This is a genomic window from Chryseobacterium sp. GW823-FHT05E08 (genome assembly GCF_058795655.1).
The window spans coordinates 241,599-267,824 of record NZ_JBXAHY010000005.1 but is presented as its reverse complement, the minus strand read 5'-3'; the positions used below and the strand labels follow the sequence as shown (position 1 = coordinate 267,824).

Here is a 26,226-nt window from a genome sequence, read left to right as displayed (position 1 = left end):
ATACCCCGAAACTTAATTTTTCGGGGTAATTTTTTATTTTAAAGTTTATATCCAATCCTCAACCCAAAACAAAAATTAAACAAATTTCCGGAACTTTCTTCCAGATCTAATTTTTGGAAAAGTGGTTTTAGTCCTGTTCCATTTCTGGTATCCTTTGTCTCATTATATTCAATATCGCTGTTTGTTATTTTTCGATTCATCATTCCCAACCCAATAAATGGTTCCAAGATGATCTTTTTTGATACTGAAATTTGATTTCCAAAAGTTACATTGAAACCTTTTGCTGTCCTTTTTGTCCCGAAATTATCCGTATATTGCTTCGTATCATCATCTTTTGGCGAATAATCTAAAGAATTTGTACTCTCGTTTTCTCGATAAAACAATTGCAATCCAACATAAAATTCATTTCGTTTAGATTCAATTCTCGAATGAAGCATTTTGAATAAATACACACGACCTTCAAGATTGGCTTTAAAACCTTTTGATTTTAAAAATATTGTATCTGGTTTGCTAAAATCATATAATTGATAACCAACTTCCGCATTCACACTGAAGTACGGATTGATTTTTCTTTCAACAGAAATTTGCAAAGTGGGATAAGAAACGACATCAACTAATTGCGTTGCGTTCAATTTCAAAATCCAATTATTTTCCTTTGATTCTTGGGCAAAAATCAAAATTGAAAACGTTAAAATAAGAATGGTTAAAAGTTTTTTCATTAAAATTAGTTTATTTTAAGTCAACGTTTTGCATCATTTTCCTTTCCCCAATCTGTTGTCTCCACATCGCGTAATACAAACCTTTTTCGGCAATTAAATTATCATGAGAACCCATTTCTATGACTTGTCCACGTTCAAGGACATAGATTCTATCTGCATGCATAATCGTGCTTAAACGGTGCGCAATAAGAACCGTAATTTGTTCTTTTTCTTTAGAAATATCTTTTATCGTTGAGGTAATTTCTTCTTCGGTAATACTGTCCAAAGCGGAAGTTGCTTCATCAAAAATCAATAAATGAGGTTTTCTTAAAAGCGCTCTTGCGATGGCGATTCTTTGCTTTTCACCACCACTTAATTTCAGTCCGCCTTCACCGATAACGGTTTCGATACCTTTTTCAGCTCTTTCCAGTAATGCAGTACAGCTCGATTTCTGTAAAGCAATTTCCAGATCCGATTCTGTTGCATCAGGATTTACAAAAAGAAGATTTTCTTTGATGGTTCCTGCAAAAAGCTGGGTATCTTGGGTTACAAAACCAATTTGATTTCTTAATTCATCAAAATCAAATTCTTTTCCGTTAATCGAATTGTAAAAAATATTTCCTTCCTGAGGTCTGTACAATCCAACAAGCAATTTCACCAACGTACTTTTCCCTGAACCACTTGGTCCGACAAAAGCAATGGTTTCCCCGTTTTTAACATCAAAAGAAATATTATTTAAAGCTTTATATTGAGCAGACTGATGCTTGAAAGAAACATGTTTAAATTCCAATTCTTCAATAGCACCAATTTGTTTTGGATGAAGTGGTTTTTCTTCCACCTCTTTTTTCATTAAATTATCAAAATTAAATAGAGAAGCTTCTGCCTCACGGTAAGAAATAATGATGTTCCCTATTTCCTGCATCGGGCCGAAAATGAAGAATCCATAAAACATTAGGGATAAGTATTGCCCGGGAGTCACAATGTTTTTAAAAATCAACAACAACAAAGTCATGGTAATCATCTGTTGAAGAAAATTCACCATCGTTCCCTGAATAAAACTTAAAGAACGGATACTTTTCACCTTTCTAAGTTCAAGTCCAAGGATTTTATACGTGTTATTATTCAAACGGATAACTTCCTGATTGGTTAATCCTAAGCTTTTAACAATTTCAATATTTCTTAAACTTTCCGTAGTACTTCCTGCTAAAGCTGTAGTTTCCGAAACAATATTTTTCTGAATACTTTTGATTCTTTTACTTAATAAGTTGGTAATAAATGCAATCAGAAAAATTCCGCAAATATAAACAGGCATAATCGACCAGTGAAGACGAATTGCATACACCGAAACGAAAATAATACTTACCAAAATTCCAAAGAAAATATTAATAAAACTCGTGATAAATTTTACAGTATCTTCTCTTACTTTCGTTAAAATTGACAACGTTTCACCACTTCTCTGATCCTCAAATTCCTGATAAGGCAATGCCATTGAGTGTTTCAAACCATCTGTAAAGATTTTCGCACCAAACTTTTGAGTAATCACACTTACTGCATAATCCTGAAAAGCTTTCGCAATTCGGCTGACCATTGCTGTTCCAATCAATAATGTTAAAAAGTAGAATACACCATGATAAATTCCTTCTCCATATAAATATTGATCCATATTTCTGGGTAGAAGCTTTTCTTTATCAAAAAAGTTAGGATGCGTAACCAGTTTATCAAGGATATTACCTGTAATGGCTGGAGCAAATAAAGAGAAAACCTGATTAATGGTAGCCAAAAATAAAGAAAAGGCAATCAACCATTTGTAAGGCTTAAGGTATTTTAAAAGTATTTTCATTTCTAATAAATAATTGCACAAAATTAACAATATTATTTTGACTAACGGTGTTAATAATTTTATGATTATCATGATTTGGTATAATTGAAAAAATCTTTGTGAACTTAGTTGAGTAGAACGCCTTTGCAAATCTTAAAAGTAATTAGTAGTTAAGAAATCGTTGCACGCTTTGCGTTAAAAATAGGATTATGATTAAAAGCATGTATTCAAAGTAACTTTGAATAATAAAGAGCTTTTGTATTCAAGTGAAAATATTTAAATTGCAGTCTAAGTTTTTAATATGCTCACAAAAGAACAAATTGCTAAAAGAATTTCAAAAGAACTCAAAGACCGTTACTACGTAAACCTTGGAATAGGAATCCCAACTTTGGTCGCTAACTACGTTCCAGACGGTATTTCCGTAGAATTCCAGAGTGAAAACGGGGTGTTGGGAATGGGACCTTTCCCTTTTGAAGGTGAAGAGGATGCGGATGTCATCAACGCTGGAAAACAGACTATCACAATTTTAGAAGGTGGTTCATTCTTCGACTCTGCGTTCAGTTTCGGGATGATCAGAGGTCAGAAAGTAGATCTTACTATTCTTGGAGCAATGGAAGTTTCAGAAAACGGAGACATCGCCAACTGGAAAATCCCGGGAAAAATGGTAAAAGGAATGGGTGGTGCCATGGATTTGGTTGCTTCTGCAGAAAATATTATCGTTGCGATGATGCACGTAAACAAAGCCGGAGAAAGTAAAATCTTAAAAAAATGTACACTTCCTTTAACCGGAGTTAATTGTGTAAAAAGGGTAGTTACAGAACTTGCTGTTTTAGACGTTACTCCTGAAGGTTTCAAATTGGTGGAAAGAGCACCGGGAATCTCGGTAGAACACATTATAAAATCTACAGAAGCAGATCTGATCATTGAAGGTGAAATTCCCGAAATGCAATTCTAAATAAAATAAAAACCTTGTCACTGACAAGGTTTTTTTAGCTCTATATTGTAATGAAGACAAATAAATTATTCTGATATTTTTACCATTACCTTTTCATGGCTATGCTTAAAATCTTTTATGGGAATTACCCATAATTTAAAATCTTCATCCGAACTGTAAAGTTTACAGCTTTCATCTATAAAAGATGATGGTGAATTTTTAAAATCGGTAATATATTTTGCAGCCTCTTCTTCTATACTAGGAATTATTAAACAATGATAAATAGTTTGCATAAAATTACTAGAATTGGTAATGAATTTTTTCTTACTTCTTACAGCTTCACTGAATGTCATAATAATTAGTTTATGCAAAAATAAAAAATAAATTAAAAAAAGAGTTATATAATTGTCAGTTTTTCTTATTGATTTACTGTTTGTTAACTTATAAATAAGAATGTCTTTTATTCAATAAAAAATAAATAATTTAACACTAAATAATAAAAGTAATTTATCATTTTCAATAAATATTTGAAAAGTATTCAATATTAGGTGATTTATTTTTAAGTTAAAGTTTGTTAAACACCTTTTAAATGAACTCATTTTATAACAATGAAATTACGTCCTGTGGTTATTTTGTAAGACGTAAAATTTCAAAAAACAAAAAACTCTGCCAATGAGCAGAGTTAATATGTCTAAGATTTTATTAAATGTAGAGAACAAGATTTATTTACCGTCCTGTGCTCCAAAAACCTTCTGTAAAATAGAAGTTGTTCTCATGGCAGGAGTATCTCTGATTCCGCTTTCTTTTTGTGCTACCATTTTAAAAACTCCGTTGATGGTTTCTGTGGTAACATATTCATTAATATCCGTCGTTACAGCTTGTCCGGTGAAAGTATTGTATTTCGTAATGATACTTTTCCAAACCGAATCAGCACCTACTTTTCCTAACGAAGCTTTCACTTTCGGCTGAAAAGCAGTAAATAATTGATTTTGAGTTTTACCCTGCAAATAAGTCGTTGCGGCATTATTAGATCCCAATAAAATATTTTTTGCATCCGTGATCGTCATCGAAGTAATTGCATTGGCGAAAATCGGTGTAGCTTCTGTCACTGCATCTTCCGCAGCTCTGTTCAACAATTTCACCCCTTGATCAGCTAAACTTCCCAAACCAATGGCGCGAAGTGTAGTATCAATCTTTCTTAGTTTTTCAGGCATTAAAATTTTTACAGCTTCATTTTTAAAAAATCCGTCTGTTACAGCTAATTTTTTCACCCCTTCAGTTACCCCAAGATTTAAAGCTTCCTTTAATCCAGATGAAATTTGAGTAGAAGTTAGGCTGCCTAAACTGATAGGAGATGTAGAAGTTGATTTTGTAGGAGTTGTCGTCGTAGTAGAGGTTGACGTGTTTGTTTTTACAGGATTATTAAGGTCAACACCTGTTTTATCTTTTACTGTAGATTTTATAATATCTAAAATTTGCGCCTGTGCAGAAACTGAAAATAGCAGTACGCCGGCTAATAAAATTGTTTTTCTCATTGTATATTTTTCTGCAAAATTAGATGATTTATTTTTTAATAAGTTAAAAAGGTTGTTGAAGTTTTCAGAAAATAATTATATTAGCTAAAACCTTAATCAAATCCAATGATACGAGCTTTTTTAGTGTTTTTTATACTAGTTTCAACTACAATTTTTTCTCAAAAAAAACTGAATTTAATTCCATATCCTCAAAAAGTTCAAATAAATGAGGGAAATTTTACTATTTCAGACATTATTATGTTAAATAGTGATTTACCTAAAGAGGAAACAGAATACTTTAAAAAGAAGGAAGGTTCAACTCTGAAATTTCAGAATTCAGGGAAATCAGAGGCTCATTTGGTATATTCTCAGTTACCAAAATCGACTAATTCTCAGCAAAATGATGAGTTTTACTCACTAGAAATCAATTCAAAACAGATTTTAATTAAATCTTATACAAAACAGGGATATTTTTTAGCACTTCAAACATTGATTCAATTAATAGAAGATCATAAAACAGATAAAAAAATTCCGGCCTTAAAAATTGAAGATCAACCCAAATTTGCATGGCGCGGAATGCATTTGGATGTTTGCCGTCATTTCTTCACGGTTGAGGAGGTAAAGCAGTATATCGATTATCTGGCAATGTATAAATTGAATACATTTCATTGGCATTTAACAGACGATCAAGGTTGGAGAATTGAAATTAAAAAATATCCGAAATTAACGCAAATCGGTTCAAAACGTAAAGAATCTATGATCGGAGCTTACGTTGATAATACTTTCGACGGAAAACCTTACGGGCCTTATTTTTATACACAAGATCAAATAAAAGATGTGGTAAAATATGCTACGGATCGCCATATCACAGTAGTTCCTGAAATTGAAATGCCTGGTCACGCATTGGCTGCATTGGCTGCGTATCCTGAATTGGCCTGTACAAAAGGGCCTTTCGAACCTGCTACAAAATGGGGCGTTTTTGATGATGTTTTTTGTCCGAAAGATGAAACGTTCAAGTTTTTAGAGAATGTTTTAGATGAGGTTATTGTGCTTTTTCCATCTCAATATATTCACATCGGAGGTGATGAATGCCCGAAAACAAGATGGAAGGAATGCGCTCATTGTCAGGAATTAATCAAGAAAAATAATTTGAAGGATGAACACGGTTTACAAAGTTATTTCATCCACAGAATTGAAAAATATGTTAACAAAAAAGGCAGAAAAATAATTGGCTGGGATGAAATTTTAGAAGGCGGGCTAGCTCCAAACGCAGCCGTAATGAGCTGGACAGGCGTAAACGGAGGAATTGAAGCCGCAAAATCAAAACATTTTGCCGTAATGACTCCCGGATCTTTTTGTTATTTTGATCATTATCAGGGAGATCCGCAGTCTGAACCAAACGCTTTTGGTGGATTTACACCATTAGATAAAGTCTATTCTTACAACCCGATTCCTACAGAATTGAATGCTGAGCAGGCAAAATATATTTTAGGTGTTCAAGCCAATTTATGGACAGAATATATTGAAGATTTTAAACAGGTTCAATACATGATTTTTCCAAGATTGATGGCTCTTTCAGAAGTAGGTTGGGGTACATCTGACCCTAAAAATTATAAAGAATTTGAAGGTCGTGTGATCAATCAATTCAAAGTTTTGGATAAAATGAACGTAAATTATGCTAAAAGTATTTATAACGTTTCAGGAAAGGTGATTCCGAATAATAATGGTGTTGTTTACGAACTTTCAACCTCACAAAATCCAAGCGGAATCAGATATACTTTAGATGGGACAGATCCGACTGCAAATTCTCAGACCTATCAAAATCCGATTCCTGTTTCAAAATCAATGACCATTAAATCGGCTTATTTTGAAAATGGACAATTGAAAAGTGCAATTTCTTCTCAACAATTTACAACTTCAAAGATTACAGGGAAAAATATTACGTTAGAACAACAGCCAAGCGAAAATTATTCTTTTGGTGGAGCTTTTACTTTAATAGATGGAATTATTGGAAATCAAAGACAGTTAGGAAAAACGTGGTTAGGTTTCCAAGGAAAAGATGTTGTGGCAACGATTGATTTAGGAAATAAAACTCAATTTTCAGAAATTTATTTTAATACCTTAGAAAATAAGGGAAGCTGGATTCATATGGCAAAATCTGCACAGATTTTTGTTTCTGATGATAATAAAAATTTCAAAATGATTAAAGAAATCGGAAAAGATGAAATTCAGAATGCAAAAGGAAAGATTAAATTAAATGTAGGAAATCAAAACTCAAAATATATTAAAATTAAAATAGAAAACGCAGGAATTATTCCGGCCGGAAATCCGGGAGCCGACTCAAAAGCATGGCTCTTTGTTGATGAAATCGGAGCAAATTAATATAATTTTAACCACAAAAGATTCAAAAGATATTAAGGGCTTATTAAAATTTAATTTTTGCGAAAGCAAAAGCCTCTAAAAGAAAAAATCAAAGATTTTTAACTTATGTGTTCTTATCTGTAGTTCAATGAGCAACTTAAAATGACTAAAGTGTTAATCTTTTGTAACTTTTGTGGTTAAAAAATTAAATAAGTTTTTAAAAACCTGCAACTAAATATTATAAAAACCTATGAACTCACGTAGAAAATTTCTAAAAAATACAGCACTCGCTTCTTCAGCATTATTGTTGAATCCATTGGATTTAATTGCTAAAGATTTACCTCAAACAGATAATAAAATTGTAAATAAACCAATCGTACTTTCAACATGGAATTTCGGATTAAAAGCCAATGAAGAAGCTTGGACGATTTTAGGAAAAGGCGGACGAGCTTTGGATGCAGTAGAAAAAGGCGTTCGTTTGGTTGAAAATGACCCGACTGAAAGAAGTGTTGGCTACGGCGGTCGTCCGGACAGAGACGGAAGAGTGACGCTGGATGCCTGTATTATGGATGAAAATTATAATATTGGTTCAGTTGCCTGTATCGAAAATATTAAAAATCCGATTTCTGTTGCCAGAGCCGTGATGGAAAAAACGCCACACGTCATGTTGGTGGGTGATGGAGCTTTACAATTTGCGGTTTCTCAAGGTTTTAAAAAGGAAAATATTTTAACCCCAGAGTCCGAAAAAGAATGGAAAGAATGGTTAAAAGACAGTAAATATCAACCTATCGTAAACATTGAAAATCACGACACAATCGGAATGATTGCTTTGGATGCTCGGGGAAATCTTTCCGGAGCTTGTACAACCAGCGGAATGGCTTTCAAAATGCACGGCAGAGTAGGAGATTCACCAATTATCGGAGCGGGTTTATTCGTTGATAATGAGGTAGGTGCTGCAACGGCGACAGGTCACGGCGAAGAAGTAATCAGAATGGTTGGGGCTCATCTTGTGGTTGAATTAATGCGACAAGGAAAAAAGCCTCAACAAGCTTGTAAAGAAGCCGTTGAACGAATTGTAGAAATTACTAAGAAAAGAAATAAGAATTTAAAAGATATTCAGGTTGGTTTTATTGCCATTAATAAAAAAGGGGAATATGGTTCATACTGTATTCAGGACGGATTTAATTTTGCGGTTTACGACCAAAAAGGAAATCGCTTGGAAAAACCTGAATTTGCTTTGAAAGCCTAATTTAAGATCAATAGGAACGGGCTTTAGCCCGTTTTCAAAATGTAATATATTCAATTGGCTTTAGCCAAAACTTAACTGTCAATGAGATTAATAATTCTTTCGTCATTATTTTTAATTCTTTCCTGCAAAGAAGAAAACAAAAATGTAACTATCAAGGTTAATCAAGCTCCAAAAGAAAATATCGTTGCAAAGCATGAACCTACTGAATCCGAAGAAGCAAAAAAATGGCTGACAGAAAGTATTGAGAAATTCTTTAAAACAGATCTTTCTACAATGGATTCAGAGATGCAAAATATTACTACCAAAGATTATTACGAGTATAAAATGGATGCTACCAATGTAGAAATGGATACCGATGGAAGTCTTACAGAAAAGGAATTTGACCAAAAATGGAAGAACAAATTTGATACAAAAAAAGCCGGGATAGATGTAGGGTTTTTAATTTCCGGACAAGACTGGAATGAAATTAAAGTTTCAAAATGCAATTTCATTTCCCAAGATGGAAACAATTATTTGTTCGATGTAATTCTTGAGGATAAAGAATATAAAGCAGAATATCCAATTCAGGTAAAAGTAGTAAAGGAAAAAGAAGGATTTCGTATAGCTGATGTCCTTCAATAGTATTTTCAAATTAAAAATTAATATTCAGAAATGTCAAAAATAGAAATAGCGTGCTTCAACCAAGAATCGGCAATTATTGCTTTTGAAAATGGAGCAGACAGGATAGAATTATGTGACGGACTAAGCGAAGGAGGAACAACTCCAAACTTCGAAATTGCAAAACAGCTTAGAGAAAAAATAGACATTCCAATTTTTGTAATGATTCGCCCTCGTGGTGGAGATTTCACCTATTCTGATGCAGAATTTGAACAAATGAAATTTGAATTAATTCAATTAAAATCATTGAATGTTGACGGTTTTGTTTTCGGAATTTTAGATAAAAATGATGAGGTAAACATTGAACAAAACAAAGAATTGGTTGAACTTGCAAAACCTTATCAATGTACGTTTCACCGTGCTTTCGACAGAGCAAAAGATTTAGAAAATTCTTTACAAAAAGTAATTGAATGCGGTTTTAAAACAATTCTTACTTCAGGTCAAAAACCAAATGTTTCTGAAGGCAAGGAAAACCTTAAAAAGCTGGTAGAATTATCCAATGGAAGAATTGAGATTCTTGTCGGCAGCGGACTTCGTTCAACAAATATTGAAGAAATCAGAGAGATGACAAAAGCTGGATATTTTCATTCTTCTGCGATTACTGATGGTGGTGCTTTTGCAAATGCTGATGAGGTTGTAGCTTTGAAAAACAGTTGATTTTAAACGCAAAGTTTAATATACAGACGGTTTACTTTTAAGGAGCAAAGAATTGCGACAAAGTCGCTGATGAAGCTTGAAAATAAAACATACGCTTAATAAAATCAATTTATTGATTAATCTTTGCTCCTTAATTTTAACATCAAGAAATATAATCTTTGCGTTAAAAAATAAAATACAAACACAAATGACAGAAAACGAATTATCCTATAAAATTATAGGATCAGCTCTCGAAGTTCACAGAAATTTAGGAGTAGGATTATTAGAAAATGCATATGAACAAGCTTTAGCATATGAATTGAAAAAATCGGGATTTAATGTAAAACAACAATTATATCTACCCTTAAAATATAAAGGAGTAAATATTGAAAATGCTTATAAGGTTGATTTAATAGTAGAAAATAAGGTTGTTATTGAAATAAAGGCAACATTAGAAATTCATCCGATTTTTTATTCTCAACTATTGACTTATTTAAAATTTACAAATTTAAAACTTGGACTTCTTATTAACTTTAATACTCCTCTTATCAAAGACGGAATTCATAGAATTGTAAATAACTTATAATGAACAAAACTATCCTTTTTGCTTTCCTTTTCATTCAAAATATCATTTTTGCACAGTTTTCTGAACGGAATCTATCTTCTGAAAGATGGCAATTCAAAAACTCAAAAGAAAATAAATGGCTCACGGCCACTGTGCCGGGAACGGTTCATTTGGATTTGATGAATAATAAAATCATTCCCGATCCTTACAAAGATGAAAATGAAAAGAAAGTTCAGTGGATAGAAAATGAAGATTGGGATTATCAGACTTTATTTAAAATTTCTTCAACAGAAAAAAAGAATCAGAATATTGATTTGGTTTTTAATGGATTAGATACGTTTTCAGAAATTTACCTGAACGGAAAACTATTAAAGAAAACAGATAATATGTTCAGAAAATGGGAAATTCCCATTAAAAAGTATCTAAAAGCCGGAGATAATTTATTACAGATTAAATTCAAATCAGCTGTAAATGTCGGAAAAGAATTGGCAAAAAAAGTTCCTTTTACAATGCCGGAATCTCCAAGAAGCTTTGTGAGAAAATCGCAATATCAATTTGGATGGGATTGGGGACCGAGATTGGTTACGGCTGGAATCTGGAAAGATGTAAAACTTAATTTCTGGAATAGTGCTAAAGTTGAAAATATTAAGATCGAGCAAAAAAGTTTAACAAAACAAAAAGCAGAATTAAATATTCAAACCGAAATTGTTGCTAGAAAAGAAGGGAAATATTCTGTTTTAATTAACAATCAATCAAACAATTTTCAATTAAAAAAAGGAAGAAATATAATTCAGATTCCTTTTACAATTAACAATCCAAAACTCTGGCAACCCAATGGTTGGGGAGATCCGAATTTATATGATATTAAAATTTCTCTACAAAAAGATTCGAAAAATTTAGATAATAAAACGGAAAGAATTGGCTTAAGAACAATCGAATTAATTCAGGAAAAAGATGCAAAAGGAAAATCTTTCTATTTTAAAGTCAACGGAAATCCAATGTATGCAAAAGGTACAAACTGGATTCCATCAGATAGTTTTTCACCCAGAATTACCAAAGAAAAATATCAGAAACTCATCAAAGATTCCAAGGAAGCGAATATGAATATGATCCGTGCCTGGGGCGGAGGAATTTACGAAGATGATGAATTTTACAAAGCCTGCGACGAAAATGGGATCTTGGTTTGGCAGGATTTTATGTTTGCGGGAAGCTTTTATCCGTCTGATGAAGCATTTTTGAACAATGTAAAAGAAGAAGTAAAAGATCAGGTTAACCGACTTCAAAATCATGCGTCAATTGCTTTGTGGTGCGGGAATAATGAAGTTGATGAAGCAATTGTCAATTGGGGTTATCAAAAACAATTCAAATATTCAAAAGAGGATTCTCTGCAGGTTTGGAAAGATTATAAAAAGGTTTTTCAAGAATTAATTCCTAACACGTTAAAAGAAAACTTAACTGCTGATAAAAATATCTATTGGCCAAGTTCACCGTCGATTGGTTGGGGACATAAAGAAAGTTTGACAGAAGGAGATTCCCATTATTGGGGCGTTTGGTGGGGAGAGCAACCATTTGAAATTTACAAAGAAAAAGTTCCAAGATTTGCTTCAGAATACGGCTTTCAGGGAATGCCGACTTTGGAAACTACAAAATCTATGTTTTCTGGAACTCCCAATTTAAGTTTAGAAAACGGAACAATTAAAGCTCACGAAAAACACGCCAGAGGTTGGGAAATTATTAACTCGTATATGAAACGCGACTATAATGTTCCAACAGATTTTGTGAAATATAACTATGTTTCTCAGTTACTTCAAGCCCGCGGAATGCAGATCGCCATTGAAGCTCACCGCCGTGCAAAACCTTACAATATGGGAACTTTATATTGGCAGTTGAACGATTGCTGGCCGGTAGTTTCATGGTCGTCAATTGATTATTTAGGAAACTGGAAAGCGTTGCATTATCAAGTAAAAAGGAGCTTTGAAAATCAGGTTATTTTGACGGATGAGAAAGATGGAGCTCTAAATTTTTCTTTAATTAATGACGGATTGTATACATATAAAGATGTTCGTTTAGAAATTCAGGTCATCAAATTTAATGGTGAAATTATTAAACAACATGAAATAAACTTTTTTGGTAAAGATCTTGAAGGTATTTTAAAATCTGATCCCGTAAATGTACAGGATCTTCTTCAGAATTTGGATAAAAATGAAGTCTATTTAAAATTAGAATTATGGACTGGCAACGGTGTTCGCTTGTCGAAAAACCATTATTTTTTCAGCAAACCGAAAGATTTAAAATTAACAAAACCAAAAATAAAAATTCAGAAAGTCTCTTCATTTCAGATACAGGTTTCTACAGATGTTTATGCAAAAGATGTTTATTTAATGGGTGATAATCATTTTAGCGATAACTTTTTTGATTTGTTTCCTAATGATTCAAGAATAATCACTTTTTCCAAACCTATGAATGATTTTGAGGTGATGAGTCTTTGGGATACAATGAATAATTAATATTTTAAGATATGTAATTCTCATAGATTTTGTCACCCCGGAGGAGTCTCAACTATTTAATAATAAAAATAATGTTCAGATTCCTTCAAAACATCAAAAACTATGTAAAAAATACCAGTTTTCATTCTCAACTCAAAAATCAACTGTAAATTTGCGTCATATTTCTTACACATGGTAAATTTTGTTCTGATCGCAGTCTGCATTTTGGCGGGAATGATTTTCAAATCAACAAAATCTATTCATCCCGATGCTCACAAAGGCATTAATACCTGGATTTTATATCTTGCGCTTCCGGCGGTTTCATTTAAATATTTACCGAAAATTCATTGGACAGGAGAAATGTTTTTTCCGATTGCAGCCACTTTTTTGACAGCGGTTTTTTGCTTCTTTTTCATGATGTTTTATAGTAAAAGCAAAGGCTATTCAAGGCGGTCTATGAGTACAATGGAGTTGGTGAGTGGTTACAGCAATACTTCATTCATCGGATTTCCTTTGATCTCTGCTTTTTATGGAGAAAGTCTTTTAAGCATTGCGGTCATTTGTGATCAAACCATGTTTTTTTCGCTTTCAACATTAGGAATTATTGCAGCAGTAAGAGGAGGAAGCAAATCAGGACAAGTGAGTGCAAAATTTATTTTAAAACGATTGATCACCTTTCCTCCGCTTGTTGGCTGTATTGCAGCTCTCATTTTATCTCAATTTATAGATTTCACTTTAGCAGAACCATTTTTTGATAAACTTGCTGCAACTGTAAGTCCATTGGCGCTGTTTTCGGTTGGATTACAGCTAAAATTCAATGGTTGGAAGAAATTAATTCCGCAAATGTCAGTTTCCATGTTGTATAAATTGATTTTGGCTCCGGCAATCATGCTAGGATTGGCTTTATTATTAGGAATAAAAGGAAATATTGCAAAAATCACCATTTTTGAAGCTGCAATGCCGGCCGTTGTTACAGCAAGCATTATTGCAGAACAATTCAGATTAAATACGAAACTGACGAATTTAACGATAGGATTCAGCATAATTGTAGGATTTTTTACAACAGCGATTTGGTATCATATTCTTGAATTAATATTTTAATTTAACTCAAAATCAGACAAAATAATAGAGTCAATATTATCTTGCCATTGCTCCACATGTGAAGAGTTACTTGCAGACGGTAAGATAGAAGTTGATTGATATTGGTTATCTCCTTTTAATCTTATTTTAGCTTTAAAGATCATTTTTTTTCCTGTTTTTTGAATTGTAAGAAGAGCGTAAACAGAAGATGTCATCATTTGAGCTTCGGAAAATGTTAGTTCAATACTGTTATCTTTTATGTTATCTTTCTTAAAATTTTCCAGATTGTCAAAAAGATCTATTTTTTCTGTAAGATTTTCTTCTTTAATAATTTCAAAATTGATTATTTTGTTTCCTTTGAACTCAGGTTTAAGTAAAAGTTTTTACCGATCGGAATAGTAATTTCTTCCTTATTTAAAGAAGTTTTTTCTTGAGCTTGAATAATAGTGAGAAGAAATAAAAATAATAATGCAAAGATTTTTTTCATGGTTAGTTGTATTAAATTGAAAAGTTAAATTGATATAAGAACGATAAAAATAGAAAAAATTGCAGTTCTCTAAAGAAACATTTAATTTTACACTTTAAATATTTCCCTTTGCGATACGCCCAAATTGTTTTACCGTTAAATTTAAAAGGTTCTTTCACATATAAAGTTCCTGAAGAGCTTATGTCTGTAATTCAAGCTGGAATGCGTGTTTTAGTTCCTTTTGGTGGGAAGAAAATATACACGGGACTTGTATTTGAACTTCATGACAACGAACCTGAAAATTTTGTTGCTAAAGAAGTCATTAGTTTGTTGGATGATGCTCCGATCTTACCGAAAGAGCAGATTAACTTCTGGAACTGGCTTGCCGACTATTATTTATGCGGTCTTGGCGAAATTTATCGTTTCGCATTTCCATCTTCCTTGAAATTGGAAAGTGAAACCTATTTAAAATTAAGACCCAATGTAACAGTTGATTTTGAAAATTTGGATGTGAATGAAATGTATCTCATTCAGGCCTTAGAAGTAAGACAGCTCATCAATCTTACAGATATTGAGGCCTTTATTCAAAAAAAGGATATTATTAAAACCATCAATTCTTTGATTGACCTTCAATACATTGAAATTGATGAAAAAATAACGGAAAAATATAAGGCAAAGGAAGTTGCTTATGTGAGAATTAATCAATCGGTTTTAGATAATCAAAATCTTACGGAAATCCTTTCAAAACTGAACAAGGCTCCTAAACAGAAAGATCTTTTTCTTATTATTCTGGATAAGCAGACTGAAGATCCATCAGGTTTTATAAAGAAATCCGACTTATTTGCAGATGGTAATTTTGGAAGCTCGCATTTCAAATCTTTAGCAGATAAAAATCTGATTGAAGAATATTACATGCAGAAAGACAGAATCGAAAGCTATGATGGCGAAATTGAAGAAATCGAAGAGCTTTCCGAACTGCAGAAAGTAGCAAAAGCTGAGGTTGATGAAGCGTTTGAAGCAAAGGAAAATGTATTGCTTCATGGCGTTACTTCTTCCGGAAAGACTCATATTTATTTAGATAAAATTGAAGAATGTATCAATGAAGGAAAAAATGTTTTGTTTTTGCTTCCTGAGATTTCTTTAACCAAGCAAATCACCCAAAGATTAGAAAAAAAATACGGACGACAAATCGGTTTTTATCATCAGAAACTGACTGATTTTGAACGCGTAGAAGTTTGGAGAAGAATCAAGCAAAACGATATCCGAATTCTTATCGGAACACGAAATTCCTTGTTTTTACCTTATCAAAATTTAGGATTAATTGTTGTTGATGAAGAGCATGATTCTGCTTACAAACAGTTTACTCCTTATTTTAATGGAAAAGATTCCGCGTTGGTTTTGGCGAGTTTCTATGATGCAAGAGTGATTTTGGGATCGGCAACACCGTCTGTTGAAAGCTATTATCGAGCAAGAAAAGGGAAGATGAAGTATATTTTCCTGACAGAACGTTTCGGAAATGTCAACTTGCCTGAATTTGAATTAATTAATTTTAAAGAAGCTCAGGATTCTAAAAAGATATCAGGAAATTTTTCCATGCGATTAATTGAAGAACTCCAGAGAACTTTAGACGATAAAAATCAGGCAATAATTCTACACAACCGCCGTGGTTATGCGAATGTTATCGAATGTGAAAGTTGTGGCTACGTTAATTACTGCTCCAATTGCGACGTTGTGATGACGTATCACAAGGCTGCCAATGAAATGAAATGCCACTATTGCGGTCAGAGAGCATCAAAGCCAAAAGCCTGTCCAAAATGTCATTCCGAAAAACTTAATGAAAAAGGAGTTGGAGTGGAACAGATTCATGAAGAAATCTCTAAAATTTTCCCTGAAAATGAAGTAGATCGAATGGATGTGGATTCTATGCGTAAGAAATTCGCCTACGAAAAATTATACGAGAAAATTGAAGACCGGGAAACAGATATTGTAGTTGGTACTCAAATGATTTCCAAAGGATTGGATTTTGATCATATAGAATTGGTAGGTATTCCGAAAGCGGATTCTTTATTATATGTTCAGGATTTCAGAGCGGAGGAAAGAGCGTATCAGTTGATTACCCAGGTTTCAGGAAGAGCAGGAAGAGTTTCCGGAAAAGGGAAAGTTTTAATTCAGACTTATAATCCGGATCATTCTGTTTTTCAGTTGATCAAGATGAACAATACGGCGAAGATCTATAAATATTTCCTCACAGAACGTCAGAAATTCCATTATCCGCCTTTCACAAAGCTGATTATGATCGAAATGAAACATAGAAGAGAAGATAAAGTTGATCGCGCTTCTCAGTTTTTAGGCTCTATTTTAAGGAAATATCTTCCGGAAGATTGTGTTTTAGGTCCTGAAAGAGCGCAGATTGCAAGACTTAATAATCTCTATCAGTTCCAAATTATGCTCAAGCTTCCGAGAGGGAAAAACTATGAAAAATTTAAAGAAATGGTTTTGTTAAGTTTGAAAGAATTTGATGAGATTACTGCTTACCAAAGCATCAAAAAAGACGTTTTAGTAGATTTTTAACAATATTTAACATAATTTAGAGTCTTTTATCACCCAAAAAAGCCCGACCTATTACAATAATATCTACTTTTGGACGTTGATTAAATGTTTGAGTCTTATATTAAATGATTTTTAACAAATCGTTTTTATTGGAATCAAATAAGAAACAAAAACAAAATAGATGGTAAATTTCAGAAAATATCTTTCAAGTGCAGCAGTATTGGCTTCTGGTTTATTCCTCGCTCAATCTACTGTTTCTACCGTTCTTTATTCTCAGGCTTACGACAATCAAAAAAGTAGTTTAAACTTGCCTTCTCCCATTACTTCGGTTGTGGAGAAAACGATTTTGTCGGCTAAAGAGCTGGTAGACATTAATGTAAACACAATGATGGCAGATCCTGTGCTGAAAAATGCAACTTGGGGATTTGTAGTGTATGACCCGAAAACGAAGAAGATCATTTCTTCGTACAACGAAAATACTCCTCTGGTTCCGGCGTCTACAACAAAATTATTAACCACAGAAACAGCTTTAAACCTGTTAGGTGAAAATTATCGTTGGATGACTCAGTTGGAATACTCAGGAAGTGTAGACGAAAATGGAGTTTTAAATGGAAATCTGTATGTTGTAGGTAGTGGCGATCCATCTTTAGGGACGAACAAAGCCGGAGCTTATTCTTACAGAGATATTATTTCAGACTTCATCAGTGGGATGTCTCGTGAGGGAATCAAAAAGGTAAATGGTGATATTATTATTCAGACAGCGCTTTTCAAAGGTAACATTTCGAGACTTCCGGAAAATGTTGTTTGGTTAGAGAACAATAATTACTACTTGCCGGTTGGTACAACTCGTGAAATCAATCCTGCCAACGAAAAACTGATCGTTAAAAAAGGAAACAGTTTCTCAGGAGAGAAGAAATATTTCTATGTTTCTCCTTACAACAGTCAAATGGTTTTTGCAGACAAATACGAAGGTGACGGAATTTTAACAACAAAATTCCCCGATGCGCCAGCTTATTTAGCAAATACTTTGAGAGCTACAATGGTAAAAAGCGGAATAGGCGTTACCGGAAAAGTAACTCCTAAAATGACAGATGCTACTCCTGAAAGCAGAAAATTGGTTTCAGCGTATAAATCTCCAACTTTAGGTGATATTGTTTATTACACGAATCAGCACAGTGATAATTCTTTAGCTGAAGCTTTATTGAAAACAGTAGGTTTCCAAAGTAAGGGTGATCAGACTTCTGAATCTGGTAGAGTAGTAGTAACCAATCACTTGAAAGCAGAAGGTTTTGATATGATGGGATTAAATTACATTGATGGTAGCGGACTTTCAAGAAGCAATAATGTAACGCCGATTTCTCAGGTTAAATATTTAACATCTTTAATGGATGAAAAATATTACAAGACTTATTTAACTTCATTGCCGATTGGTGGACAGTCCGGAACTTTGAAAAGAATGTTCGTAGGAACAGGAAACGGACAAATCTTCGCTAAAACAGGAACTTTAAACAAAGTGAAAGCGTTAGCTGGATATATGAAAACAAATTCAGGGAAGACTTTAGTATTTTCGTTATTAGTTAATAATTATTCAGGATCTGTGGATATGGTGAAGAAAAGAATGGAAAAAATTCTAGAACCAGCGTTAGATCTTTAAAAATATTCTTATTTTCAATATTTGTAACAACCTTTTAATCAATGATTAAAAGGTTTTTTTATATTTATACCTTAATAAATATATCAAGTGATGATGAGAAAAACTATTTTTTGGCTGGCCATATTTTTGGCACAATGCTTCTATGCACAGACCTCAGATCAAGGAATAAAATCCTTTAGAAAGAATGAAATGAAATCAGCTGCCCATAAATTGGGAGCAGGTGGTAATCCGAATCCGAATACTTTAAATTATGACCTTCGTTATCAAAGAATGGATGTTTCTCTAGATCCTGCTGTTCAAAATATTTCAGGATCTGTTACCTCACATTTTATCCCGAATCAAAACATAAACAGTATTTATTTTGATCTTTCGAGTTTAATGACTGTATCTCAGGTGCAGTATCATGGGATTAATCTTAATTTTCAAAGTCTTTCTGCAACCAAAGAGCTCAAAATTGATTTTCCGGCTTCTATTTCTGCAAATGTTTTAGATTCTCTTACGATAAGTTATTCAGGATCACCAACAACTAGTTTGTTACTTAATCCATTCTCTACAGGTGTTCAAAACGGGACTCCGGTACTTTCTACTTTTAATCAGTTGTTTGGAGCGCAGGAATGGTTTCCAACTAAGGTAAGTTTAAATGATAAGATCGAGAGATTTGATTTTAAAATTACCACACCTTCCCAATATAATGTTGCAGCAAACGGAAAATTGATGTCTGAAACGTCTGTTCCAAACGGAAAAAAACTTACTTTCTGGAGAACAATGTATCCTACAGCATCATATGTGGTGGGAATTTCAATTACAAATTTTGTGAAGCTGAGCAGTACGATCGGGAACCCGCCATTTCCTTTTGTAAATTACGTTTATCCCAATACTGCAGCTAATACAACCTCAATGACTAATATAGAATGGACTAAACAAATCATGGCAACTTTTGAAAATTATTTCGGTTCTTATCCTTTCAGAGATGAAAAATATGGTCATATGGAATTTCTTTATAATTATATTAATCTTGAAACCCAAACAATGTCATCAATGAGTAGCTGGGAAAAGTACTTAATTGCTCATGAATTAGCCCATCAATGGTTTGGAAATAAAATTACAGCCGGTACACCGGGAGATTTTTGGCTTAACGAAGCTTTTGCAACATTTGGAGAGCATTTGGCTAACGAAAAACTTTTAATGAACAACACAGAATTTTTAAACTATTTATTAGGTGAAAAAAATTATTGTACAAGTTTTACTAATCAAAGTGTTGCAACAGAAGATTATTATTCTAGAGGAGCATATATGGTAAGAATGATGAAGTGGATTTTGGGCGATGCCGTATTTTATCAGGCTCTTAGAGACTATCATTCTAATCCGAATTTTGCGTACAAATATGTTGTTGCTCAGGATTTAAAAGGATCATTATTACAGTCTACAGGAAAAGATTTTACAGAGTTTTTTAATGATTGGGTTTACGGTAAGGGATATCCAACTTATACTATTAAATGGAAACAAGTAGGAAATCAGATCACTTTTAAAGCTTCTCAGTCTCAAAGTAATGTCTCTGTAAGTTTTTTTGATATGGTTTTACCTATAAAAGTTACGGGAACAGGGGGCGAAGTTGCTTATTTTGCTTTGGATAATACTTCCAATAATCAATATTTTACGCAGTCGGTTTCCTTTCCTGTGGCAAGTGTTCAGTTTAATTATGAATATCAGATCCTCGAAAAAAATTCTACGGTAACATTAGATAATACATTAGGAACTGCAGAAACAGATCTTGATAATTTTTCTGTATATCCAAATCCTGCGAGTCATGAACTTAATGTAAAAGGTGTAAGAAAATCTGTGGATTATAAAATTTATTTCTCTGACGGCAAAATAGTGAAAGAGGGTGTTTATCAGGTAAATAAGCCAATAAATATATCAGAATTAATTCCTGGTGTATATTTCTTGAATATTAACGAAAATAGAATTAAGTTTCTGAAAAAATAAATAAAAAAGCTATCATTTAATGGCTTTTTTGTAGCTTAGCTATGAACTAAAGTGTATCAAATATGAAAAAAAATTATCTATTAGTTTTAGGTGTTTTAGCCTTTCAACAAATCTATAGCCAAAATCAGGATCAAAATATAGAAATGAAAGGTCTGATTGCAAAAGAAGCCAAATCTTTTGCCCATAAAATGACTGCCTATAACATCAATCCCAATACTTTAAATTACGATTTGCAGTATCAGAGAATGGATGTTACTTTAAATCCAACGGTGTATAATATTGCAGGCTCTGTGACTTCGCATTTTAAACCGACTCAAAGTATGAACAGTATTTATTTTGATTTGGCGAATACATTAACGGTTTCTCAGGTTCAGTATCACGGAACAAATCTTGCTTTTCAGCAACTTCCAACGAAGGAATTGAAAATCAATTTTCAATCTTCTCTTCCGGCTAATGTTCTGGATTCTTTAACGATACAATATGCAGGACCTCCTGCAACAAGTAATAATGCTTTTGCCACAGGTTCTCAAAACGGGACGCCAATTCTTTCAACATTAAATGAACCTTATGGCGCGCAGGACTGGTTCCCAACCAAGCAAAGCATGAATGATAAAATCGACAGGTTTGATTTTAAAATTACAACCCCCTCTCAATACAGTGTCGCTGCGAACGGAAAATTAATGTCTGAAACTTCACTTTCGGGTGGTCAGAAACTGACATTCTGGAGAACAATGTATCCAACATCGGCTTATTTGATAGCACTTTCGATCACGAATTTTGTTAAATTGAATGATACGATGGGAAATCCACCATTTCCTTTTGTGAATTATATATATCCGACTTCTGCCAATAATCCATCTATTATGGCTGATATTGATTGGACGAAGCAGATCATGAATACTTTTGAAACCTATTTTGGGCCGTATCCTTTCAGAAATGAAAAATACGGTCACATGGAGTTTCAATATGGAGGGACTTGTATGGAACATCAAACGATGTCTTCTATGAGTGGTTGGAATAAACCGGTAATCGCACACGAATTGGCTCATCAATGGTTCGGAGATAAAGTTACTTGCGGTGCATGGAATGACATTTGGCTGAATGAAGGTTTTGCGACATTCGGTGAACATTTAGCTAATGAAAAATTACTAATGACGAATGTCCAGTTTATGAATTATTTGTCTGGTCAGAAAGATTATGTTACTGGTTCAACAGGTGGAAGTACGTATGTTCCGGATTCAAAACTAGGAAATATCGGAGATATTTTCAGTGGAAGATTGTCTTATGCAAAAGGTGGATATGTTGTAAGAATGATCAAATGGGTTTTAGGTGAAACAGCTTTTTATCAGGCATTAAAAGATTATCACTCAAGACCGAATTTAGCATATAATTATGCTAAAACACAAGACTTAAGTGCTTCTTTATTACAATCCACTGGAAAAGATTTCACAGAATTTTTTAACGACTGGATTTACGGAGAAGGATATCCAACTTATGATATCAAATGGAGACAGGTTGGAAATCAGGTAACATTTAAAGCATCACAAACACAAAGTAGCCCTACAGTAAGCTTTTTTGAAATGCCACTTCCAATAAAAGTGACAGGAACAGGAGGAGAAACAGCTTATTTTGCTTTAAATAATACGACAAACAATCAATATTTTACACAATCTGTGGCTTTTCCGATAGCAAGTGTTCAGTTTAATTACGAATACCAGATGTTGGAGAGAAATTCTACGGTATCACAAGATAATACGTTATCTACAGCAGACTTAAATATAGATAAATTCTCATTATATCCAAATCCTGCGAAGAATGAATTGTATTTAAAAGGAATTGACAAACCAACAGATTTCACGATCCATTTTGTAGACGGAAAATTAGTGAGAAAAGATACTTATCAACCTAATAAAGCGATTAATATTTCAGAACTGGTTCCAGGAACTTATGTTTTCACGATAAAAGACAAGAATATTAAATTTATTAAGCATTAATTTAAGCTTTAAATACAATACAAATGAAAACGGACTTTATTGGTCCGTTTTTGTTTTTAATTTCTCCCTGATAATAACCAGAGAGAATTTGAATTAATACTTTAAAACATAGGATAGAACGAATACAGAGATCGTTCTGAAGAAAGTAATGCGTACAGTAATTCCATTGTTTGAATAATTTGATTGTTATTAATTTTATGATTGAAAAGCTTAAATCTGAAAGTTTTTCTGTCTTTTAAGCGCTTTTTGAGCTCTTTTATTGGCTATTTTTACTTTATAATTAAACCATTTTTCTTTGAAGATCTTTCTCATAGCATTGTCAAAATGTCTGATGACAACAAGATTTTTGAAACCTCTCCATTTTTCCAGCCAACTTGAAGGCAAAGCACGGATAGAAACAGAATAACCCTCAGTTTCATATTGGATATAATGCCACCATCCGGAAGGAATGTATAACGTTTCGCCAGGATTGATGACGGCTTCATATCCATTTAAATATTTTAAGGCAGGAAATTTTTCATAATCTGCTTCCTGAAGATTAATTAAACTGTGAAAATTATAAGGCAACTTGTACATCAAATCCGACTGTTCCCAAGGAAAAAGCCAAATCCTTTTAATTCCCTGAAACTGAGTGATAAAAACATGAGACATATCGATGTCAATATGATTTCTGGTGATAGAGCCTTTGCCTCCGAAGAACATAAAAGGAAGCCATTTTAAAATTTTTCCTTTGGTAACGTCTTTATATTGAATATCATTCTTCATTTCAGGTTTTAAGCTGAGAAGATTGAATAAAAACAAACGATGTTCTGTAGCTTTTGAGCTTATCAGATCCAAATAATCTGAAAATGTGGTTTCGCCAATCGGTTTACTTGCCACTCTGTCAATGGATTCTATTTCGCTGCCGTAGACATTTACTTTTTTCTCGCCTGCGATTTGTTTAAAGTAATCATAATTCCATTTTTCGAATGCTGGACTTTTAGGATCGACAAAGTCTTTGAGAATGATAGGTTTACACGGTTTCATGAAATCTTGTAGAAACTCTTCCGCCGCAACATTTTCTGATCTTTTTATTGGTGTTAATTTCATCCTTATTCATTTTAAAGGTTCAAATATAATTATTATCCTACTAATTTAATAGACTAATGAAAGAAAATTAAACACTTAAATCAAAATTTTAGAATAAACCATCATAAAAGCGAATAGTTTACAGCCTTTTTATTAAATTAGCGCATCCAAAAAATTATCTAAAATGATCTCTAACAAGTATCTTGAAAATTTACAGAACGAACTACAAAATATTGATAATGACGGGCTTTACAAAAGAGAAAGGATTATTACTTCTCAGCAAAGTGCGGAAATAGAAGCCAACGGTAAAAAGCTGTTGAACTTCTGTGCCAACAATTATTTGGGATTATCAAACAATCCGGAAGTGATGAAAGCGTCTCAGGACATGATCGGATCTCATGGTTACGGGATGTCTTCTGTACGTTTCATTTGTGGAACTCAGGATATTCACAAGCAATTGGAAGAAAAAATTGCTCAATTCTTAGGTCTTGAGGATACTATTTTATATGCTGCATGTTTTGATGCAAATGGAGGTGTTTTCGAACCTTTATTTACAGAAGAAGATGCCATTATTTCAGATGAATTAAATCACGCTTCGATCATCGACGGAGTTCGTCTTTGTAAAGCGGCAAGATATCGTTATAAAAACAATAATATGGCAGATTTGGAAGCTCAGTTAATCGCTGCTTCTGAAAAAAATCACCGTTTCAAAATTATTGTAACAGACGGAGTTTTCTCAATGGACGGAATTGTTGCAGATTTGAAAGGAGTTTGTGATTTAGCAGATAAATACGATGCTTTGGTGATGGTTGACGACTCTCACGCAACAGGTTTCATCGGAAAAACAGGTCGAGGAACTCACGAAGCCAACGAAGTAATGGGTAGAGTAGATATTATTACTTCTACGCTAGGAAAAGCTTTAGGTGGTGCTTTGGGTGGATTTACTTCCGGTAAAAAAGAGATTATCGATATGCTGAGACAACGTTCTCGTCCTTATTTATTCTCCAATTCATTGGCTCCCGGAATTGTGGGTGCTGCTTTGAAGGTATTGGAAATGATCTCAGACGACACTTCTCTTCGTGATCAGGTAATGGAAAACGCAGAATATTTCAGAGCAGAAATGAAAGCTAGAGGTTTTGATGTTCCAGATGGTGACGCTGCAATCGTTCCGGTAATGTTGTACGACGCTCCATTGGCTCAAAAAATGGCTGAAAAATTAATGGATGAAGGAATTTACGTAATCGGATTCTTCTATCCAGTTGTACCAAAAGGAAAAGCGAGAATCAGAGTTCAGCTTTCTGCAGCGCATACAAGAGCGCATTTGGATAAGGCAATCTTTGCTTTTGAAAAAGTAGGAAAGGAGTTAGGAGTAATTTCTTAGTCATTATCTGCAATTTGACATAAAGAAAAAATCTTTGTGAACTTTGCGATAAAAAAATATGAGTATTAAAAGCAAATACTCAAAATTTCTTAATTATAAAAATTTAAAAAGCAGGTTATGAAAAAAATAATGCTGATCATTGGTTTTGTTTGTTTTCAAAGCTTCTTTGCACAAAACATTATGGATCTTGATCTTAAAAATGTTGAACTGCAAGGCATGAAACCTGCTAAAATAAGTAAAGAAATGAAAGACATCGGGATTACTCAGATCCCTTTTGTGACTGATAATCCCGATGTTATTTCTAGAATTGAGGAAAAAGAAGTTGGCTCGTCGATCAAAAAATTATACGCCTTCATTTATAATAATGGAGAAAGAGGTGATGGTGGAGTTATTATAAATGAATTTAAAACTAAAGGCGATCTTGATGCTTATCTCGCCAAGACTTTTGAGCAATCGAATTACAGGGTTTTGGTCAAAGATTTATTTTTTATCCGCATTTGGAGTGATTACAGTCTGCATGTAGAAGGTAAAGAAACAAGTGAAGATCATTTGAATAAATTGGAAAAATATTACACCAAGTTAGGCGCAAAAAGAATACAATTGAAACCTGATGAATCTATCATTACTGAGGTTGCTGATTCTGTAGCGGAATAATAAGTTTAAAATGATTTTCAAGTCAAAATATAGGATAGAGTTTTCGAAACCAAAAGAAGAAATTTTAAATAAGATAGAAAATAATCTCTATAAAAAGTTTTTTGATTGGGATAAATCTTTTAAAGGAAAAGTTACATCTGAAGGATTCGATTTGAAATATGTCAATTGGAATTTATCTCCAAAAATTTTGGGAGATTTTAGAAAAGATGAAGATGGTAAAGAAAAGCTATGGCTTACAATAAGTTTTGGGTTTCTGAACCTATTGGCAGTATTATTTGCCACACTTATTACATTTTTTATAGCTTTCTTGGTTACATTATTTTTTGAAAAGTATGCGTGGATTTTTATTTTAATCTTTTATGCTATTTATGTCCAATCAATTCGAATATATTGGATAAGTTCAAAAGATGAAGTTTTGGAATATTTAAGAAATTTAGATAAATTATGTGAAGTTTCTTCACTAAATAATTAGAC

Annotated in this window: 21 protein-coding genes; 15 read left to right on the top strand and 6 right to left on the bottom strand. The window is 33.1% G+C overall.

What is annotated here, in order from left to right:
• Positions 1-38 precede the first annotated feature (38 nt).
• Positions 39-719 carry a DUF3575 domain-containing protein gene (locus AC1Q7L_RS17965; RefSeq protein ID WP_492307058.1) on the bottom strand — a complete coding sequence of 227 codons (681 nt, stop codon included), beginning with the start codon at positions 717-719 and terminating at the stop codon, positions 39-41.
• A 10-nt stretch (positions 720-729) separates the two neighbouring features.
• Positions 730-2,538: an ABC transporter ATP-binding protein gene (locus AC1Q7L_RS17960; protein WP_492307059.1), complete on the bottom strand. Its 1,809-nt coding sequence runs from the start codon at positions 2,536-2,538 to the stop codon at positions 730-732.
• A gap of 280 nt (positions 2,539-2,818) precedes the next feature.
• Here AC1Q7L_RS17960 and AC1Q7L_RS17955 point away from each other — a divergent pair, with 280 nt between their 5' ends.
• Positions 2,819-3,472: a CoA transferase subunit B gene (locus tag AC1Q7L_RS17955; RefSeq protein ID WP_410693548.1), complete on the top strand. Its 654-nt coding sequence runs from the start codon at positions 2,819-2,821 to the stop codon at positions 3,470-3,472.
• A 65-nt stretch (positions 3,473-3,537) separates the two neighbouring features.
• Here AC1Q7L_RS17955 and AC1Q7L_RS17950 read toward each other — a convergent pair whose 3' ends face one another.
• Positions 3,538-3,804, bottom strand: a complete 267-nt coding sequence (locus AC1Q7L_RS17950; protein WP_492307060.1) for a hypothetical protein — start codon at positions 3,802-3,804, stop codon at positions 3,538-3,540.
• 369 nt (positions 3,805-4,173) lie between these two features.
• Positions 4,174-4,986, bottom strand: coding sequence for a DUF4197 domain-containing protein (locus AC1Q7L_RS17945; RefSeq protein ID WP_492307061.1), 813 nt, complete (start codon positions 4,984-4,986; stop codon positions 4,174-4,176).
• Between the two features lie 105 nt (positions 4,987-5,091).
• Between AC1Q7L_RS17945 and AC1Q7L_RS17940 the strand changes: the two genes are divergently transcribed.
• From AC1Q7L_RS17940 to AC1Q7L_RS17910, 7 genes are all read left to right on the top strand, one after another.
• Complete coding sequence (locus tag AC1Q7L_RS17940; protein WP_492307062.1) at positions 5,092-7,347, top strand: glycoside hydrolase family 20 protein; 2,256 nt, start codon at positions 5,092-5,094, stop codon at positions 7,345-7,347.
• A 229-nt stretch (positions 7,348-7,576) separates the two neighbouring features.
• On the top strand, positions 7,577-8,575 hold the full coding sequence (locus AC1Q7L_RS17935) for an isoaspartyl peptidase/L-asparaginase family protein (protein WP_492307063.1): 999 nt from the start codon (positions 7,577-7,579) through the stop codon (positions 8,573-8,575).
• An 81-nt stretch (positions 8,576-8,656) separates the two neighbouring features.
• A complete protein-coding gene (locus tag AC1Q7L_RS17930) occupies positions 8,657-9,196 on the top strand; it encodes a hypothetical protein (protein ID WP_492307064.1) in 540 nt (179 codons plus the stop codon).
• A 30-nt stretch (positions 9,197-9,226) separates the two neighbouring features.
• Positions 9,227-9,889, top strand: coding sequence for a copper homeostasis protein CutC (locus AC1Q7L_RS17925; protein WP_492307065.1), 663 nt, complete (start codon positions 9,227-9,229; stop codon positions 9,887-9,889).
• A gap of 187 nt (positions 9,890-10,076) precedes the next feature.
• Positions 10,077-10,454 (top strand): GxxExxY protein, encoded by a 378-nt coding sequence (locus AC1Q7L_RS17920; RefSeq protein WP_410693541.1) that lies wholly within the window; start codon positions 10,077-10,079, stop codon positions 10,452-10,454.
• Entirely contained in the window at positions 10,454-12,940 is a 2,487-nt protein-coding gene (locus tag AC1Q7L_RS17915) for a beta-mannosidase (RefSeq protein WP_492307066.1), read from the top strand. Before AC1Q7L_RS17920 ends, AC1Q7L_RS17915 begins: the two co-directional genes overlap by 1 nt.
• A 171-nt stretch (positions 12,941-13,111) precedes the next feature.
• Positions 13,112-14,020, top strand: coding sequence for an AEC family transporter (locus AC1Q7L_RS17910; protein ID WP_492307067.1), 909 nt, complete (start codon positions 13,112-13,114; stop codon positions 14,018-14,020).
• Here AC1Q7L_RS17910 and AC1Q7L_RS17905 read toward each other — a convergent pair.
• Complete coding sequence (locus AC1Q7L_RS17905) at positions 14,017-14,214, bottom strand: hypothetical protein (protein WP_492307068.1); 198 nt, start codon at positions 14,212-14,214, stop codon at positions 14,017-14,019. The genes AC1Q7L_RS17910 and AC1Q7L_RS17905 overlap by 4 nt on opposite strands.
• Positions 14,215-14,594: 380 nt before the next feature.
• Here AC1Q7L_RS17905 and priA point away from each other — a divergent pair, with 380 nt between their 5' ends.
• The 4 genes from priA to AC1Q7L_RS17885 all read left to right on the top strand — a co-directional run bounded on the left by priA (position 14,595) and on the right by AC1Q7L_RS17885 (position 22,649).
• The gene (gene priA, locus AC1Q7L_RS17900; protein ID WP_492307069.1) at positions 14,595-17,036 is read left to right on the top strand and encodes a replication restart helicase PriA; all 2,442 of its coding nucleotides are present in this window, start codon (positions 14,595-14,597) and stop codon (positions 17,034-17,036) included.
• Between the two features lie 160 nt (positions 17,037-17,196).
• Complete coding sequence (dacB, locus tag AC1Q7L_RS17895) at positions 17,197-18,669, top strand: D-alanyl-D-alanine carboxypeptidase/D-alanyl-D-alanine endopeptidase (protein WP_492307070.1); 1,473 nt, start codon at positions 17,197-17,199, stop codon at positions 18,667-18,669.
• A 93-nt stretch (positions 18,670-18,762) separates the two neighbouring features.
• Complete coding sequence (locus AC1Q7L_RS17890) at positions 18,763-20,655, top strand: M1 family aminopeptidase (protein ID WP_492307071.1); 1,893 nt, start codon at positions 18,763-18,765, stop codon at positions 20,653-20,655.
• 62 nt (positions 20,656-20,717) lie between these two features.
• Positions 20,718-22,649, top strand: a complete 1,932-nt coding sequence (locus AC1Q7L_RS17885) for a M1 family metallopeptidase (RefSeq protein WP_492307072.1) — start codon at positions 20,718-20,720, stop codon at positions 22,647-22,649.
• A 210-nt stretch (positions 22,650-22,859) separates the two neighbouring features.
• Here AC1Q7L_RS17885 and AC1Q7L_RS17880 read toward each other — a convergent pair whose 3' ends face one another.
• A complete protein-coding gene (locus AC1Q7L_RS17880) occupies positions 22,860-23,738 on the bottom strand; it encodes a cupin-like domain-containing protein (RefSeq protein WP_492307073.1) in 879 nt (292 codons plus the stop codon).
• Positions 23,739-23,901: 163 nt separating this feature from the next.
• Between AC1Q7L_RS17880 and kbl the strand changes: the two genes are divergently transcribed.
• The 3 genes from kbl (at position 23,902) to AC1Q7L_RS17865 (ending at position 26,224) form a co-directional block, all read left to right on the top strand.
• A complete protein-coding gene (gene kbl, locus AC1Q7L_RS17875) occupies positions 23,902-25,098 on the top strand; it encodes a glycine C-acetyltransferase (RefSeq protein WP_492307074.1) in 1,197 nt (398 codons plus the stop codon).
• A gap of 117 nt (positions 25,099-25,215) precedes the next feature.
• On the top strand, positions 25,216-25,752 hold the full coding sequence (locus tag AC1Q7L_RS17870) for a hypothetical protein (protein ID WP_492307075.1): 537 nt from the start codon (positions 25,216-25,218) through the stop codon (positions 25,750-25,752).
• A 10-nt stretch (positions 25,753-25,762) separates the two neighbouring features.
• A complete protein-coding gene (locus AC1Q7L_RS17865; protein WP_492307076.1) occupies positions 25,763-26,224 on the top strand; it encodes a hypothetical protein in 462 nt (153 codons plus the stop codon).
• Positions 26,225-26,226: the final 2 nt, after the last annotated feature.